The organism is Pseudomonas sp. NPDC087346, from assembly GCF_044744235.1.
In the GTDB taxonomy this organism is placed as follows: domain Bacteria; phylum Pseudomonadota; class Gammaproteobacteria; order Pseudomonadales; family Pseudomonadaceae; genus Aquipseudomonas.
The window spans coordinates 1-16,450 of record NZ_JBIUXX010000074.1; the positions used below are offsets into that span (position 1 = coordinate 1).

Below are 16,450 nucleotides of genomic sequence, written 5' to 3' on the forward strand. Positions count from 1 at the left end.
CAGATTCAGGCCGCTGGCTCCGCCACTGCGCCACCTGCGCTGACTGAAGGCACCTCCAACCTGGGCCCTATGTCTCGCAAAATGAAGGACACCGAACTGGCGGCCTTCGAACAGAAATACGGCTACAAGCCAACCGCTATTCCGGTTGCCGTGGACGCCCTGGCGGTGTTCGTTCACAAGGACAACCCGATCCAGCACCTGACCATGGAACAGGTTGACGCGATCTTCTCGTCCACCCGTCTGTGCGGCGCGAAAGCCGAAGTCAAAACCTGGGGTGACCTGGGCGTGACCGGCGACCTGGCCAACAAGCCAGTGCAACTGTTCGGCCGTAACTCGGTATCCGGCACCTACGGCTACTTCAAAGAAGAAGCCCTGTGCAAAGGTGACTACAAGCCAAACGTCAACGAACAACCAGGTTCGGCGTCGGTTGTGCAGTCGATCAGCTCCTCGCTGAACGGCATCGGTTACTCGGGCATCGGCTACAAGACCGCTAGCGTGAAAACCGTTGCTCTGTCGAAGAAAGGCAGCACCGAGTTCATCGAAGACAGCGAAGAAAACGCCCTGAACGGCAAGTACCCACTGTCGCGCTTCCTCTACGTTTACGTGAACAAAGCTCCGAACAAGCCTCTGGCCCCGCTGGAAGCCGAGTTCGTGAAACTGGTTCTGTCGAAACAGGGCCAGGAAGTGGTAGTGAAAGACGGTTACATCCCGTTGCCAGCCAAGGTTGCTGCAAAAGCACTGGCTGACCTGGGTCTGCAAGAAGGCGGCGCTGAAGTCGCAAAGAAGTAACAAATTGAGTCCGGGGTGAACCCCACCGGACTCTGTAGGAGCTGTCGAGTGAAACGAGGCTGCGATCTTTTGATCTGGCTTTGTTCACGGCAGGATCAAAAGATCGCAGCCGAGGTTCCCTCGACAGCTCCTACAACCCCTCGAATTTTTCGATCCTCTGCCAGTTAACGCTGGCGGCGGATTTGGTGCGTCACTGCATTGTCATCTTTCTGTCATACAGGATCGCTAGGGTGAGCGCATGAATGATCTGGCCAATTCCCCAATGACTACGACTTCCCCTCCCAAGCGCATTGATTTCAATACGCCTGAGCTGCAACGCAAGCGCCGCATCCGCGCGCTCAAGGATCGCTTCACCCGCTGGTACGTCCTCGTTGGCGGCCTGGCGGTGCTGGCAGCCATCACCCTGATCTTCTTCTTCCTTGCCTACGTGGTCGCGCCGCTGTTCAAAGGTGCTGACCTGACCGCGCAAGATGCAATCACCCCGGCCTGGATGCAGGACGCCGGCAAGCCGCTGATGATTTCGCTGGAAGAGCAGAATCAGGTGGCGATGCGCGTTTCCGACAAGGGGCAGGCGCTGTTTTTTGATATCGACAGTGGCGCTGAACTGAAGCGCGTCGATCTGCCGATCCCGGCGGGCACCACCGTAACGTCCATCGGCGAAGACCAGCCAGGTCATCCGCTGGTGGCAGTGGGTCTGTCCAACGGTCAGGCGCTGGTGTTCCGTCACACCTATAAAGTCAGCTACCCCGATGGCAAGAAAACCATTTCTCCGGCCATCGAATACCCGTATGGCGAGGCGCCAATCGCGCTGAACGAAAACGGTGGTGCGCTGGAGCACGTCAGCCTCAACGCTACCGATACCACGTTGGTGCTGTCCGGTTCCACCGACTCGCAACTGCATGTGCTGTCGCTGACCAGCGAAGAAAACATGATGACCGGCGAAGTCACCAACGAGCAGAAGCGTATCGAGCTGCCGCAGATGACCGAGCCGGTGAAGAACATCTTCGTCGACCCGCGTCAGCAGTGGCTGTACGTGGTCAACGGGCGTGCCCAGGCCGACGTGTTCAGCCTGCGCGACAAGAGCCTCAACGGTCGCTACAAACTGCTGGAAAACGCCGACTCCGAGATCACTGCCAGTACGCAACTGGTGGGCGGCATCTCGCTGATTTTCGGCGACTCCAAGGGCGGCCTGGCCCAGTGGTTCATGGCGCGTGATCCGGATGGCGAACAACGCCTGAAGCAGATCCGCACTTTCCAGATGGGCACCGCGCCGATTGTTGAAATCACCGCTGAGGAGCGCCGCAAGGGTTTCCTCGCCCTCGATGCTGCCGGCAAGCTCGGCGTGTTCCACAGCACCGCGCACCGCACTTTGCTGGTCGATCAAGTAGTCGACGGCCAAGGCGTGTTCGGTCTGTCGCCACGCGCCAACCGCGTGATCGTCGAGCAGGGCGGCAAGCTGCAACCGTTGCTGCTGGACAACCCGCATCCGGAAGTTTCGTGGAGCGCGCTGTGGAGCAAGGTCTGGTACGAGAACTACGACGAGCCTAAATACGTCTGGCAATCGACCGCCGCCAACACCGATTTCGAACCGAAGCTGAGCCTGTCGCCACTGACTTTCGGCACCCTGAAAGCCGCGTTCTACGCGATGCTGCTGGCCGCGCCTCTGGCGGTTGCCGCTGCGATCTACACCGCGTACTTCATGGCGCCGGGCATGCGCCGCAAGGTCAAACCGGTCATCGAGCTGATGGAAGCGATGCCGACGGTGATCCTCGGTTTCTTCGCCGGTTTGTTCCTCGCGCCGTATGTCGAAGGGCATTTGCCGGGCATCTTCAGTCTGTTGATGTTGTTGCCGATCGGCATTCTGGTCGCCGGCTTCACCTTCAGTCGCCTGCCTGAATCGATCCGCCTGAAAGTGCCGGACGGTTGGGAAAGTGCGCTGCTGATTCCAGTGATCCTGTTTGTGGGCTGGCTGTCGCTGTACATGAGTCCGTTCATGGAGAACTGGTTCTTCGGCGGCGACATGCGCATGTGGATTTCCCACGACCTGGGCATCACCTACGACCAGCGCAACGCTCTGGTGGTTGGTCTGGCCATGGGCTTCGCGGTGATCCCGAACATCTACTCGATTGCCGAAGACGCCGTGTTCAGCGTGCCTCGCGGCCTGACCCTGGGCTCGCTGGCTCTCGGTGCCACACCGTGGCAGACCATGACTCGCGTGGTGATCCTCACCGCCAGCCCGGGGATCTTCTCGGCGCTGATGATCGGTATGGGCCGTGCGGTCGGCGAAACGATGATCGTGCTGATGGCCACCGGCAACACGCCGGTCATGGAAATGAACCTGTTCGAAGGCCTGCGCACCCTGGCCGCCAACGTCGCGGTGGAAATGCCCGAGTCGGAAGTCGGCGGCAGCCACTATCGCGTGCTGTTCCTCTCGGCGCTGGTGCTGCTGTTGTTCACCTTCGTCATGAACACCCTGGCAGAACTGATTCGTCAGCGTCTGCGCAAGAAATACTCGTCGCTTTAAGCAAAGGTAGAAGTCTGTGAAACAGAACTCCCTGAAAGGATGGTTCAAGAGCGGCGCCCCGGGCGTCTGGATCAGCGGTGGCGCGGTGTCCATCGCGGTCATCATGACCATTGGCCTGTTGGCGGTGATTGCCGTGCGCGGTCTGGGTCACTTCTGGCCGGCGGACCTGATCCACGCCAACTACGACGTACCGGGCCAGGCCAATCACTTGGTCATCGGTGAAGTGGTACAGAAAGAAGAAGTGCCGCGTGCACGTCTGAAGAGCGCTGGTTTGCCGGTGCCGGACCAAGGCCCGGAGTTCATGACCCGCGAGCTGATCAAGGTCGGCAACCGTGACTTGAACGGCAACGACTTCACCTGGATCGTCGGCGAGTGGCTCACCAACCAGACCACGCCGCCAGAGCTGATGGCGATCGAGCGTCGTGAGTGGGGCAACTTCTACGGCTATCTGGTCAACGTCAAACAGGACGGCAAAGTCATCGCCGAGGGCGAAGCGGCGTGGCCTGAGCTGCAAGCGCGGATCAACCGCGTGAACGGTCTGGCGGCGCAACTCAAGTCGCTGGAAAAAACTGACATTGGCGCGATCAACTCGGGTCTGGAACGCATCCGTCTGCACGGTCGTAAACTGGAACTGGAAGGCAAGCTCGACGCCACCGCGCAAGCGGACATGGAATCCGAGCGCGCCGAACTCAACGCCCGTTATCAGGACATCGAAGCGCGTCTGTCGGATCTGCATGCGCAGTTCAACCGCGACAGCCTGACGGCTCGCGATGCCAACGGCAAAGAGCTGGAAATCGGTCTGGGCAAAGTGGTTCACGCCTATCAGCCGAACGCCATGAGCACCTTCACCAAAGTCGGTTTCTACTTCGGCAAGATCTGGGAATTCCTCTCGGACGACCCGCGTGAAGCCAACACCGAAGGCGGGATTTTCCCGGCGATCTTCGGCACCGTGATGATGACCTTGATCATGGCGATGATCGTCACCCCATTCGGCGTACTCGCAGCGGTGTACCTGCGTGAATACGCCAAGCAGAACACCCTGACCCGGATCATCCGGATTGCAGTGAACAACCTCGCCGGCGTGCCGGCCATCGTTTACGGCGTGTTCGGTCTGGGTTTCTTTGTTTACGTACTCGGTGGTTCGGTCGACCGCTTGTTCTTCCCGGAAGCGCTGCCGGCACCGACCTTCGGTACGCCGGGTCTGCTCTGGGCATCGCTGACCCTGGCGCTGCTGGCGGTGCCGGTGGTGATCGTGGCAACTGAGGAAGGTCTGGCGCGTATCCCGCGTACCGTGCGTGAAGGTTCGTTGGCCCTCGGCGCGACCAAGGCCGAGACGCTGTGGAAGATTGTGATTCCAATGGCCAGCCCGGCGATGATGACCGGCATGATCCTCGCCGTGGCTCGCGCCGCCGGTGAAGTGGCGCCGCTGATGCTGGTGGGTGTGGTGAAACTGGCGCCGTCGCTGCCGGTGGATGGCAACTACCCGTATCTGCACCTGGATCAGAAGATCATGCACCTGGGCTTCCACATCTATGACGTCGGCTTCCAGAGCCCGAACGTCGAAGCGGCCCGCCCGCTGGTGTACGCCACGGCGCTGCTGCTGGTGCTGGTGATCGCCACGTTGAACCTGTCGGCGGTGTATATCCGGAACCACCTGCGCGAAAAGTACAAAGCACTGGATAGCTGATTTGCAGCACTGATTTCTATGTGGGAGCCAGCCTGCTGGCGATGGCAGCACCGCGGTTTATAGACAAACCGCAGCGCCTGAATCGCCAGCAGGCTGGCTCCCACGAAAACCGAACCGAATTTGTTAGCACAGGGGAGCCTCCCATGCAGCACGAAACACATACCCACGGCATCAACATGTCCGCCCTGGGCCGCGACAAGCAGAGCCTGAATCTCGAACAGGAAACCGTGGCCATCGAAGTGCCGGGCCTGAGCCTGTACTACGGCGAGAAACAAGCACTGTTCGATGTCAGCATGAACATCCCGAAACAGCGCGTGACGGCCTTCATCGGCCCGTCCGGCTGCGGCAAGTCCACGCTGCTGCGCACCTTCAACCGGATGAACGATCTGGTTGACGGCTGTCGCGTCGAAGGCGCAATCAACCTGTACGGCAACAACATCTATCGCAAGGGCGAAGACGTTGCCGAGCTGCGTCGTCGTGTCGGCATGGTGTTCCAGAAGCCCAACCCGTTCCCGAAAACCATCTACGAAAACGTGGTTTACGGCTTGCGGATTCAGGGCATCAACAAGAAGCGCATCCTTGACGAAGCGGTCGAGTGGGCATTGAAAGGCGCGGCGCTGTGGGACGAAGTCAAAGACCGTCTGCACGAGTCGGCACTCGGCCTGTCCGGTGGTCAGCAGCAACGTCTGGTGATCGCCCGTACCATCGCCGTAGAACCTGAAGTGCTGCTGCTCGACGAACCGTGCTCGGCCCTCGACCCGATCTCGACCCTGAAAGTCGAAGAGCTGATCTACGAGCTGAAGTCCAAGTTCACCATCGTCATCGTTACCCACAACATGCAACAGGCCGCGCGGGTGTCCGACTACACGGCGTTCATGTACATGGGCAAACTGGTGGAGTTCGGCGACACCGACACGCTGTTCACCAATCCGGCGAAGAAGCAGACCGAAGACTACATCACCGGTCGTTATGGCTGACAGATGGTTGTTGCCCACTGAATTGATGCTGCGGCCCGCCGCACCTTACCGGACGCTCCAAGGACGCCAAGATGATTAGTAAAGAAGGTCTTACCCACCACATTTCCGCGCAGTTCAACGCCGAACTGGAAGAAGTGCGCAGCCATCTGCTGGCCATGGGCGGGCTGGTGGAGAAGCAGGTCAACGACGCCGTGACTGCGCTGATCGAGGCCGACTCGGGTCTGGCCCAGCAAGTGCGCGAGATCGATGACCAGATCAATCAGATGGAACGCAACATCGACGAAGAATGCCTGCGCATTCTCGCCCGTCGCCAACCGGCGGCGTCCGACCTGCGTCTGATCATCAGCATCTCCAAGTCGGTGATCGACCTGGAGCGCATCGGCGACGAAGCGACCAAGATCGCCCGCCGCGCCATTCAGCTGTGCGAAGAAGGTGAAGCGCCGCGTGGTTACGTCGAAGTGCGTCACATCGGCGACCAGGTGCGCAACATGGTGCGCGATGCGCTCGACGCCTTTGCCCGCTTCGATGCCGATCTGGCGCTTTCGGTCGCCCAGTACGACAAGGTCATCGACCGCGAGTACAAGACTGCCCTGCGTGAACTGGCCACCTACATGATGGAAGACCCGCGCTCTATCTCGCGGGTCTTGAGCATTATCTGGGTACTGCGCTCGCTGGAGCGGATCGGCGACCACGCACGGAATATCTCGGAGCTGGTGATCTATCTGGTTCGCGGCACCGACGTACGCCACATGGGCCTCAAGCGCATGAAGGCAGAAGTTGAGGGCACAAGCGGCGAAACCGCTAATGTTCCGGGCGATGCTGACGATAAGTAAGATTGCCTGAGTAAAGCGCCCGGTCCTTTGGCCGGGCGTTTTTGTTTATAGCTTTCGAATTAAAAAGCAGCGCCCGCGAACGAAAAGTCCCGGCGTGACTGAAGAGTTTTGGCAATGTGCCATCAGCCAGCGTTATGCTTGCCGGGATTTTAATAGGGGTGTTGGATGAGCAAGATCAGTGTGTTGGTCGTGGACGACGCTTCGTTCATTCGTGACCTGGTGAAAAAGTGCCTGCGCAATTACTTCCCGGGGATTCGCACCGAGGACGCCATCAACGGCAAAAAGGCTCAGGCGATGCTGGCCCGTGAAGCGTTCGACCTGGTCCTGTGCGACTGGGAAATGCCGGAAATGTCCGGCCTCGAACTGCTGACCTGGTGCCGCGAGCAGGACAACCTGAAGACCATGCCGTTTGTCATGGTCACCAGCCGTGGCGATAAGGAGAACGTGGTGCAGGCGATTCAGGCCGGCGTTTCCGGCTACGTCAGCAAGCCGTTCACCAACGAACAACTGCTGACCAAGGTCAAGCAGGCGCTGAACAAGGTCGGCAAGCTCGATACCCTGATGAACAGCGCACCGACCAAGATGAACTCGGCGTTCGGTAACGATTCCCTGAGCGCATTGACCGGCGGCAAGGCTGCGGTGATTGGTTCGGCGCCGGCCGCCGCTGCGGTCAATCCGTTTGCCAAACCTGCCGTCGTTGCTCCCGCCCCGGCTGCCGCGCCATCCCGTGGTCTGCTCAACAGTCCGCCGGTCAAGGCACCAGCCTCTGCGGCAGCGCCTGCCAGCGGTCGCGGTCAGGGCCAATTGCGCCTGCCGAGTGGCAACCAGCAATGCGTGATCAAGGCGCTGAGCATCAAGGAAGCGCTGTTGGTAGTGAAACGCACTGACACCCTGCCGCAGATTCTCGACAGCGCCGTGCTCGATCTCGAGCAGGGCGACAATGCCGAAATCGCCCGCCTCAATGGCTACCTGCACGCGATCGTTGCCTTTGAGCAGAAACCTGACAGCGAATGGCTGCAACTGACTTTCCGTTTCGTCGATCAGGACGCGCAGAAGCTCGACTACATCTCGCGTCTGATCGCTCGTGGGACGGCGCAGAAGCACTTCGTTCCGGGCGCGTAATCTTCGTCGCGTGAAAGTCCGCTATCGCCAGCAGGCTGGCTCCCACAGGGATCACGCTGAACCTGTGGGAGCCAGCCTGCTGGCGATGGGGTCATCAAAAGCATCAGCCATCTCCCGCTCTGGTCAATTTGAAACATCTGTCGACTAGCCTGGTCTGTCTCAGCTGCTAGGCTCTTTCCCAGGCCTTACTTCGACAGACTCTTGCCCATGCTCGCGCGCCTGCTGTTTTTCTGTGGTCTCTTCATGGCCTCCACCTCGGCTGTGGCCATGACCATTTACAAATCCACCGATGCCAACGGCGTGGTCTCTTACAGTGACCGGCCAAGCAAAGGCTCGCAGGTGTTCCAGTTTCAGGACCGCATGGTCGAACGCCTGGAGCGTCAGGTGTATCTCGACATCAAGAAGCAGAAGGGCGCCGATGTGGTTTTCGTGCGCAACGATCTGTATGCGCCGGTCGAGATTGCACTGGCTTTTACCGGGCTGAGCAATGTGCGCGGCGTGCCGGGTCAAACCATCCGCAAGGTACTGCCGGCACGCAGCAATACACGTCTGGCGCTGCTCACGGCGATTAACAGCGGACAACCGCTGGTGTATTCGCCGCAGTTCCAATATTCCCTGGGCGACCCTACGGGAGCGGCTCAGGGCTATCGCTATCCATTGCCGTGGCGTGGCGGGCCGTTTCGCCTGAGTCAGGGCGCCAATGGTCAGTACAGCCACTTCGGGCCGAAGAACAAATACGCGATGGACATCGCCATGCCGGTCGGCACGCCGATCATTGCGGCGCGGGCAGGCATCGTGGTGAAAACCGAGAACTCACAGACCGGGCGCGGCACCGATCCTTCGGGCAATTTCGTCCGGGTGCTGCACGACGACGGCACGATGGGCGTGTATCTGCACCTCAAGCAAGGTTCGGTGAGCGTGCGCGAAGGGCAGCGGGTGGTGGTGGGCAGTCCGTTGGCGTTGTCGGGCAATACCGGCAACAGCAGCGGCCCGCACCTGCACTTTGTAGTGCAGCGCAATACCGGGTTGGGGCTGGTGTCGATTCCGTATCAGTTCAACCAGCCGCTGGGTGCGCTGCCCAACTTTGCGTTGGGCAAGCAGTAGGAAGGGATGTTGGGAGTCATTGTGGCGAGGGAGCTTTGCCCACTTGCGTCAATCCAGCATCAACACCTTGGCCAGAACGATCTTCGGCCCTTTCATCTTCTTGATGATGATCCGCAGACCTTCGACTTCCAGCACTTCTTCCTCTTCCGGAACCCGTTTCAGGGTTTCGTAGATCAGCCCGGCGAGGGTTTCGGCTTCGATGTGGTCCAGATCGATGCCCAGCAGACGTTCAACCTTGAACAACGGCGTATCACCACGTACCAGCAACTTGCCCGGCTGATAGGCGAGGATGCCGCGTTCGGCCTTGCGGTGTTCGTCCTGGATGTCGCCGACCAGCACTTCCAGCACGTCTTCCATGGTCAGGTAGCCGATGATGTTGCCGTCGGCTTCTTCGACTACGGCGAAGTGCGAGCCGCCCTTGCGGAACTGTTCCAGCAGTTGCGACAGCGGCATGTGCCGTGAAACGCGCTCCAGCGGGCGGGTCAGTTCGGCGAGGTTGAATGACTCGGGAATGTGATCCAGCGCCGCCAGTTCCAGCAGCAGATCCTTGATGTGCAGCAGGCCGACGAACTCTTGGCGCTCGCTGTCGTACACCGGATAACGGCTGAACTTGTGGCGACGGAACATCGCCAGGATTTCCTTGAGCGGAGCGTTGAACTCCAGCGTGATCAGGTCTTCGCGGGAGTTGGCCCAGTCGACCACTTCCAGTTCGCCCATTTCCACCGCCGAGGCCAAAACACGCATGCCTTGGTCGCTCGGGTCCTGGCCACGGCTCGAGTGCAGAATCAGTTTCAGCTCTTCGCGACTGTAGTGGTGTTCATGGTGCGGGCCGGGCTCGCCTTGACCGGCGATACGCAGAATCGCGTTGGCGCTGGCGTTGAGCAGGTAGATCGCCGGGTACATCGCCCAGTAGAACAGGTACAGCGGCACCGCCGTCCACAGCGACAACAGCTCGGGTTTACGGATTGCCCAGGATTTGGGCGCCAGCTCACCGACCACGATGTGCAGATAGGAAATGACGAAGAACGCGGCGAAGAACGACACGCCTTTGATCACTTCCGGCGATTGCACGCCGACGGTTTCCAGCAGTGGCTCGAGAATGTGCGCAAACGCCGGCTCACCAACCCAGCCGAGGCCGAGGGAGGCGAGGGTGATGCCGAGCTGGCACGCCGAGAGATACGCATCGAGCTGACTGTGTACGGTGCGCAGGATGTGCCCGCGCCAGCCGTTTTTGTCAGCGATGGCCTCGACCCGGGTCGAGCGCAGTTTGACCATGGCGAATTCCGCCGCAACGAAGAATCCGTTGAGCAAAACCAGGATCAGAGCGAAAAGAATCATGCCGAAATCGGCGAAAATTGTAGCGAGGGACAAGCCAGGGGAAGGGTCCATGATGGAGTTTTGCGGGTTCCGTGTAATTCAAAAGAGAGAAAAATCATTGCCTGAAAGGCAGGCACAAGTCAGCCAATGTAGCGGCTGACATGGCGATTGCCTAGTGGCGGATTACTCAGCGGCGCGGATTACCTGAGCCCGGGCCACCTGCGCCGGGGCGAAATGGCAGGTGAACGTGCTGCCGTGACCGGGTACGCTGCTGATCTCCATGCGTGCGCGGTGGCGCAATAAAACGTGTTTGACGATGGCCAGACCAAGCCCGGTGCCGCCGGTGTTGGAATTGCGGCTGGAGTCGACGCGGTAGAAGCGTTCGGTCAGGCGCGGCAGGTGTTTGCTGTCGATGCCGATCCCCGAATCCTGCACGCTCAGGTGCGCGCCTTGCTCGTCGCCCCACCAGCGAATGCGGATGTTGCCTTCGGCCGGGGTGTATTTCACCGCGTTGAACACCAGATTGGAAAACGCACTGCGCAATTCCGCCTCGCTGCCCTTGAGTAGCAGGCTGGCGTCGGCTTCTAGCGTGATGTGCTGATTTTTTGAGGCGGACAATTGCTGCGCGTCGCTTTTGATCGATTGCAGCAGTGAATCGATCTGAATCGGCTGGTTGTCCGACGGATAATCGGTGGCTTCCAGTTTCGCCAGCAGCAACAGGTCATTGAGCAGGGTCTGCATGCGTCCGCCCTGTTGCTGCATCTGCTGCAAGGCACGGCTCCAGCGCGGATTCACCTCTTCGACGTTGTCGAGCAGGGTTTCCAGATACCCGCATATCACCGTCAGCGGTGTGCGCAACTCGTGGGAGACGTTGGCGATGAAGTCTTTGCGCATCTGCTCCAGCTGATGAATACGCGTGACGTCGCGCACCAGCATCAGGTGTTCGTTGTTGCCGTAGCGGGTCAGGTACAACTGAATGCGTACGCGATCATTGGTCGGCGAGGGGATTTCCAGCGGTTCGGCGTAGCTTTCCTGCTCGAAATATTCCTTGAAGCGCGGATGGCGCACCAGGTTGGTAACCGGTTGACCGCTGTCCTGCGGGGTTTTGAGGCCGAGCAGGGTTTCAGCGGCGCGGTTCCACCATTCGAGGTTGCCGTCGCTGTCGAGCATGATCACCGCGTCTTTCAGCGCGGCGGTGGACTCTTGAACCCGGTCGATCACCGCTTGCAGGCGCCCGCGCACCCGTTGGTCGCGGCGTTGCAGGTGATAGATGCTGTCGAACACTTCGCCCCACAGGCCATAGCCGTCGGGCGGTGCTTCATCGGGTTGGTGCAGGCGCAGCCATTCGTGCAGACGCAGCAATTGCTTGAGCGTCCAGCCCAGATAAATCCCCAGGCCCGCCGCCAGGCTCCAGCCGTAATAGCCGGTGATCAGGCCGATCACCAGACACGCGGTGACCAGCAACAGCATGTGGCGAATCAGGGTGCCATGCCAGTTTTGATTCACGGAAAATACGGTCCTTGTCTGCGGGGCTGGCGGTCGGATCAGGCCTTGGTGGAAAACCGGTAGCCAGTGCCGCGCACGGTTTGTACCAGATTTTCGTAGGCATCGCCGAGGGCCTTGCGCAGGCGCCGGATATGCACGTCGACGGTGCGTTCTTCCACATAGACGTTGCCGCCCCAGACCTGATCCAGCAACTGGCCACGGGTGTAGGCGCGTTCCTGGTGGGTCATGAAGAATTGCAGCAGTCGGTATTCGGTCGGGCCCATTTCGGCCGGTTTGCCATCGATGGTCACGCGGTGGCTGATCGGGTCGAGCAGCAGGCCGCCGACTTCAATCGGCGCTTCGCCATCGGTCGGACCGGCACGACGTAGCACAGCCTTGAGGCGTGCCACCAGTTCGCGAGGGGAAAACGGTTTGGTGATGTAATCGTCGGCACCGACTTCAAGACCCTGGATCTTGTTGTCCTCTTCGCCCTTGGCAGTAAGCATGATGATCGGGATGTCCCCGGTCAGCTCATCACGCTTCAGACGACGGGCCAGCTCGATGCCGGAGGTGCCGGGCAGCATCCAGTCGAGCAGGATCAAGTCCGGCTTGCGGTCGACGATGATGGCGTGCGCCTGCTGCGAGTTCTCCGCCTCGAGGCAGTCATAGCCGGCCATTTCCAACGCATCGGCGATCATTTCGCGAATGGGCGCTTCGTCGTCGACGATCAGAATGCTCCTGCCAACCATGCCTTAATCCTCTTGTCATTTAACTGTCTTGCGCCGCATTAGATAACGGAATTATTGCAGTCGTGTGACAGTATTTCAGCGTCCGGCGATTGTGCAAATCCTCAACTAAGCTCTAAGTCCGAATCCTGACAACCACAAGAGAAGGTTTCCATGACTCAAATGACTGCTTCTTTCAAAGCCCTGCTGATGGCTGCTGCCCTGACTTTGCCTGGATTTGCCATGGCCGCCGAGCCGGCCATGATGAAGGACGGCATGATGGTCGATCATAAAGGCATGACCGTTTATACGTTCGACAAGGACGCTGGCGGCAAGTCGATGTGCAGCGGCGATTGCGCGAAGAACTGGCCGCCGATGATGGCGCCGGCGGGTGCCAAGGCTGAAGGCAAGTGGACGGTCATCAAACGCGATGACGGCATGATGCAATATGCCTATGACGGCAAGCCGCTTTACACCTTCATGAAGGACGAAAAACCTGGAGAAATGAAAGGTGATGGCATGAAGGATGTGTGGCACGTAGTGCACGAGCACAAGTAAACGCAAATCCCCTGTGGGAGCGAGCTTGCTCGCGAAAGCGGTGTGTCAGTAACCAGTTTGCTGGCTGACACGACGCCTTCGCGAGCAAGCTCGCTCCCACAGGTTTGAATCCTCAGCGCAGCGCGTAATCCAGCACGATCCCGACGAAAATCGCCAATCCCGCCCAGTGGTTGTGCAAAAACGCCTGGAAGCAGCGCATCCGGTCCTTGCCACGGGTGTACCAGAATTCCCAGACAAAACAGCCCGCCGCCGCCAGCAGCCCGAGATGAAACCAGCCGCCGAGCTCGAACTTCGAGCCGGCCAGCAACAGGCAACCCAGCGCCAGCGTCTGCAAGGTCAGGATGATCACCCGGTCGGCATCGCCGAACAGAATCGCCGTGGATTTCACCCCGATCTTCAAATCGTCGTCGCGGTCGGTCATCGCGTAGTAGGTGTCGTATCCCACCGTCCACAGCAGATTGGCGATCCACAGTAACCACGCCGCTGCGGGCAGGTTGCCGGTCTCGGCGGTGAACGCCATCGGCATGCCCCAGGAAAACGCCGCGCCCAGCACCACTTGTGGGTAATAGGTGTAGCGCTTCATGAACGGATAGGTGAACGCCAGCGCCAGCCCGCCGAGTGAGAGCCAGATGGTCGGGGCATTGGTACACAGCACCAGCAGGAAACTCACGCCCATCAGCAGCGCAAAAAACACCAGAGCTTCTTTCGAGCTGATCCTGCCTGCCGCCAATGGCCGTTGCGCAGTGCGTTTGACGTGGCCGTCGACCTTGCGATCGGCCCAGTCGTTGATCACGCAGCCGCCAGCACGGGTCAACACCACGCCGAGCACGAAAATCACGATGTTGGCCAGCGATGGCGAGCCTTTGCCGGCAATCCACAGCGCCCACAGCGTCGGCCACAGCAGCAGGTAAATGCCGATCGGCTTGTCCATGCGCGTCAGCTGGACGAAATCCCAGGCACGCGGGTTCAAGCGGTTCAGGGACTTGAGCAGGCTCTGATACATCAGCAATTCTCCGGATGGGCGCGGGCGGCGCTCCACAGGGTCGGCAGGAAAATCTCCGCCACCAGCACGCTCAGTGCGCCACGGTCGAAACGCGAGCGACGGCCCCACAGTTCAGGTACGCGGGATGCTTCGGGCAACCATTGTTCGGGGTAGTGGCAGACTTCAATGGCGCGGCGCTGGAAGGCGTGATCGCAGAACAGCAATTCACCCAGCGAGCGGCTGCCAAGTTCATCCATGTGCAAGCCGTCGCCCTGCAATGCGCTACGCGATGCCACACTGCGGGCAAACACCCAAGCCTCGCCGTGCCCGCGCAAATACACTTCGCGCACCCAGCCCTCGCTGCCTTCGGCCAGATTCAGCGCCGCACATTCGTCGGCGCGCAGGGTGTCCCAGCCTTCGAACAACGGCGTGACGCTGAAGCCGTCAGCGGACAGCCGTGTCAGTCGACGGGTCAACGAACCTTCGTCGAACAACCAGTTCAGGGTCAACGAATCGGGGAGGGGCGACAATCGGCTCTGAGTCAGCCAGAGCGGGGCCGGGCAGGGATTTGTGTGTTGCACAATGAGTCATTATTGGCCGCAAATGAGGCCGCGAGCTTAACATGTCGAGCTGCGATATTGATTGATCCGGGTCGCCGTTGCGCCGAACAGGCTTGCATCTGCCCGGCGTGATCAGTACAAAACGCGCTGAGCCGGATGGCAACGCAACACCCATCGACCGTTCGCGCCAGTCAAAGCCTGAATCCTGAGGAAGTATTTGAATGAAAAAGTGGCAATGCATCGTCTGCGGCCTGATCTACAACGAAGCCGATGGTTGGCCGGATGACGGCATTGCGCCGGGCACCGCATGGCAGGACGTACCGGAAGACTGGCTGTGCCCGGACTGCGGCGTCGGCAAGATGGACTTCGAAATGATCGAAATCAACTGAGTAAACACTGAGGAGTAAGGCATGAGCGCACCTGTCGTAATCATCGGCACCGGGTTGGCGGGTTACAACCTGGCCCGGGAGTTTCGCAAACTCGATAGCGAGACCCCGCTGTTGCTGATTACCGCCGATGACGGGCGCTCTTACTCCAAGCCGATGCTGTCGACCGGTTTCGGCAAGAACAAGGACGCCGACGGCCTGAGCATGGCCGAACCCGGCGCGATGGCCGAGCAGTTGAAAGCCGAAGTGCGCACCCACACGCGCATCAGCGGCATCGACGCCGGTCACAAGCGTCTGTGGATCGGCGAGGAAGCGGTGGCCTACCGTGACCTGATCCTCGCCTGGGGCGCGGAAACCGTGCGGGTGCCGATTGAAGGTGACGGCGCGGATCTGGTGTTCCCGATCAACGATCTGGAAGACTACGCACGCTTCCGTGCCGCGGCGGCGGGCAAGCGCCGGGTATTGCTGCTCGGCGCCGGCCTGATTGGCTGTGAATTCGCCAACGACTTGATCCTTGGCGGCTACGAAGTGCAACTGGTTGCTCCATGTGAACAAGTCATGCCGACCTTGCTGCACCCGGCGGCAGCCGCAGCGGTGCAGGCCGGGCTGGAAAGCCTTGGCGCACGTTTCCATCTCGGCCCGGTGCTGACCCGTCTGCAAAAGGTTGCCGATGGCCTCGAAGCGCATCTGTCCGACGGTCAGGTCATCGCTTGCGACGTGGTGGTGTCGGCGATCGGCCTGCGCCCTCGGATCGATCTGGCGGCGGCTGCCGGTGTACAGGTCAACCGCGGCGTCGTGGTCGACCGGCATCTGAAAACCTCACACGCCAATATCTATGCCTTGGGCGATTGCGCCGAGGTCGACGGGCTGAATCTGTTGTACGTGATGCCCCTCATGAGCTGTGCGAGAGCGCTGGCACAAACCCTCGCCGGTAACCCCGTCGCCGTGAGCTACGGCCCGATGCCGATCACCGTGAAAACCCCGGTCTGCCCGCTGGTGGTTTCGCCGCCGCCACGGGGCGTCGAAGGTGTCTGGACTGTCGAAGGCCAGGATGCCGACATCAAGGCCCTGTGCCACGGCGCAGACGGTCAGCTGCTCGGTTACGCGCTGACTGGCGCGGCGGTGATGGAAAAACTCGCGCTGAACAAACAGCTTCCAGCCCTGCTGGCGTAAATACCGGTCGTTCTGTCGGAATCACCCCGCTTTTGCCCCTACAAAGGTCGCGGGGAGACTGGCGCAGCCGGTATCCGCGTGCCATTCTCACTCCCGTCTGCCGCAGAGTAGAGCCTGCGGCGCCTTGGGCGCTGTTCCAACGAGAACAGCACGGACATAACAACAAAAAACCGTCAAAGGGGCTTCACTAATGCGTAAACCAGAACTCGCCGCTGCAATGGCTGTAAA

Annotated in this window: 15 protein-coding genes; 10 read left to right on the forward strand and 5 right to left on the reverse strand. The window is 60.1% G+C overall.

Features of this window, described 5'->3' with window-relative positions:
• The 7 genes from ACIOZM_RS27810 to ACIOZM_RS27840 form a co-directional block, all read left to right on the forward strand.
• Positions 1-789: phosphate ABC transporter substrate-binding protein PstS family protein (locus ACIOZM_RS27810; RefSeq protein ID WP_401219919.1), on the forward strand; the 789-nt coding region annotated here is incomplete at its 5' end.
• Positions 790-1,279: 490 nt separating this feature from the next.
• Positions 1,280-3,313, forward strand: coding sequence for an ABC transporter permease subunit (locus ACIOZM_RS27815; RefSeq protein ID WP_401219961.1), 2,034 nt, complete (start codon positions 1,280-1,282; stop codon positions 3,311-3,313).
• A gap of 16 nt (positions 3,314-3,329) precedes the next feature.
• Positions 3,330-5,000, forward strand: a complete 1,671-nt coding sequence (gene pstA, locus ACIOZM_RS27820; RefSeq protein WP_401219921.1) for a phosphate ABC transporter permease PstA — start codon at positions 3,330-3,332, stop codon at positions 4,998-5,000.
• Between the two features lie 143 nt (positions 5,001-5,143).
• Positions 5,144-5,977: a phosphate ABC transporter ATP-binding protein PstB gene (gene pstB / locus ACIOZM_RS27825; RefSeq protein ID WP_042561817.1), complete on the forward strand. Its 834-nt coding sequence runs from the start codon at positions 5,144-5,146 to the stop codon at positions 5,975-5,977.
• Between the two features lie 71 nt (positions 5,978-6,048).
• Complete coding sequence (phoU, locus tag ACIOZM_RS27830) at positions 6,049-6,810, forward strand: phosphate signaling complex protein PhoU (RefSeq protein WP_401219923.1); 762 nt, start codon at positions 6,049-6,051, stop codon at positions 6,808-6,810.
• 165 nt (positions 6,811-6,975) lie between these two features.
• Positions 6,976-7,932 carry a response regulator gene (locus ACIOZM_RS27835; RefSeq protein WP_401219926.1) on the forward strand — a complete coding sequence of 319 codons (957 nt, stop codon included), beginning with the start codon at positions 6,976-6,978 and terminating at the stop codon, positions 7,930-7,932.
• Positions 7,933-8,139: 207 nt separating this feature from the next.
• Entirely contained in the window at positions 8,140-9,036 is an 897-nt protein-coding gene (locus ACIOZM_RS27840) for a peptidoglycan DD-metalloendopeptidase family protein (RefSeq protein WP_401219928.1), read from the forward strand.
• A gap of 48 nt (positions 9,037-9,084) precedes the next feature.
• Here ACIOZM_RS27840 and ACIOZM_RS27845 read toward each other — a convergent pair whose 3' ends face one another.
• From ACIOZM_RS27845 to phoB, 3 genes are all read right to left on the reverse strand, one after another.
• Entirely contained in the window at positions 9,085-10,425 is a 1,341-nt protein-coding gene (locus tag ACIOZM_RS27845) for a hemolysin family protein (RefSeq protein WP_401219930.1), read from the reverse strand.
• A 111-nt stretch (positions 10,426-10,536) separates the two neighbouring features.
• The gene (gene phoR, locus ACIOZM_RS27850; protein WP_401219964.1) at positions 10,537-11,823 is read right to left on the reverse strand and encodes a phosphate regulon sensor histidine kinase PhoR; all 1,287 of its coding nucleotides are present in this window, start codon (positions 11,821-11,823) and stop codon (positions 10,537-10,539) included.
• A gap of 74 nt (positions 11,824-11,897) precedes the next feature.
• Positions 11,898-12,587, reverse strand: coding sequence for a phosphate regulon transcriptional regulator PhoB (phoB, locus tag ACIOZM_RS27855; protein WP_401219933.1), 690 nt, complete (start codon positions 12,585-12,587; stop codon positions 11,898-11,900).
• Positions 12,588-12,737: 150 nt separating this feature from the next.
• Between phoB and ACIOZM_RS27860 the strand changes: the two genes are divergently transcribed.
• On the forward strand, positions 12,738-13,121 hold the full coding sequence (locus tag ACIOZM_RS27860; RefSeq protein ID WP_401219934.1) for a hypothetical protein: 384 nt from the start codon (positions 12,738-12,740) through the stop codon (positions 13,119-13,121).
• A 112-nt stretch (positions 13,122-13,233) separates the two neighbouring features.
• Here the strand turns inward: ACIOZM_RS27860 and ubiA are convergent, their stop codons facing one another.
• Positions 13,234-14,124, reverse strand: a complete 891-nt coding sequence (gene ubiA, locus ACIOZM_RS27865; protein WP_401219937.1) for a 4-hydroxybenzoate octaprenyltransferase — start codon at positions 14,122-14,124, stop codon at positions 13,234-13,236.
• Entirely contained in the window at positions 14,124-14,684 is a 561-nt protein-coding gene (locus ACIOZM_RS27870) for a chorismate--pyruvate lyase family protein (protein ID WP_401219939.1), read from the reverse strand. The genes ubiA and ACIOZM_RS27870 overlap by 1 nt, the downstream gene beginning before the upstream one ends.
• A gap of 200 nt (positions 14,685-14,884) precedes the next feature.
• Here ACIOZM_RS27870 and ACIOZM_RS27875 point away from each other — a divergent pair, with 200 nt between their 5' ends.
• Together ACIOZM_RS27875 and ACIOZM_RS27880 are read left to right on the forward strand one after the other, a co-directional pair.
• The gene (locus ACIOZM_RS27875; RefSeq protein ID WP_064589849.1) at positions 14,885-15,052 is read left to right on the forward strand and encodes a rubredoxin; all 168 of its coding nucleotides are present in this window, start codon (positions 14,885-14,887) and stop codon (positions 15,050-15,052) included.
• A gap of 21 nt (positions 15,053-15,073) precedes the next feature.
• The gene (locus ACIOZM_RS27880; RefSeq protein ID WP_401219942.1) at positions 15,074-16,222 is read left to right on the forward strand and encodes an NAD(P)/FAD-dependent oxidoreductase; all 1,149 of its coding nucleotides are present in this window, start codon (positions 15,074-15,076) and stop codon (positions 16,220-16,222) included.
• Positions 16,223-16,450: the final 228 nt, after the last annotated feature.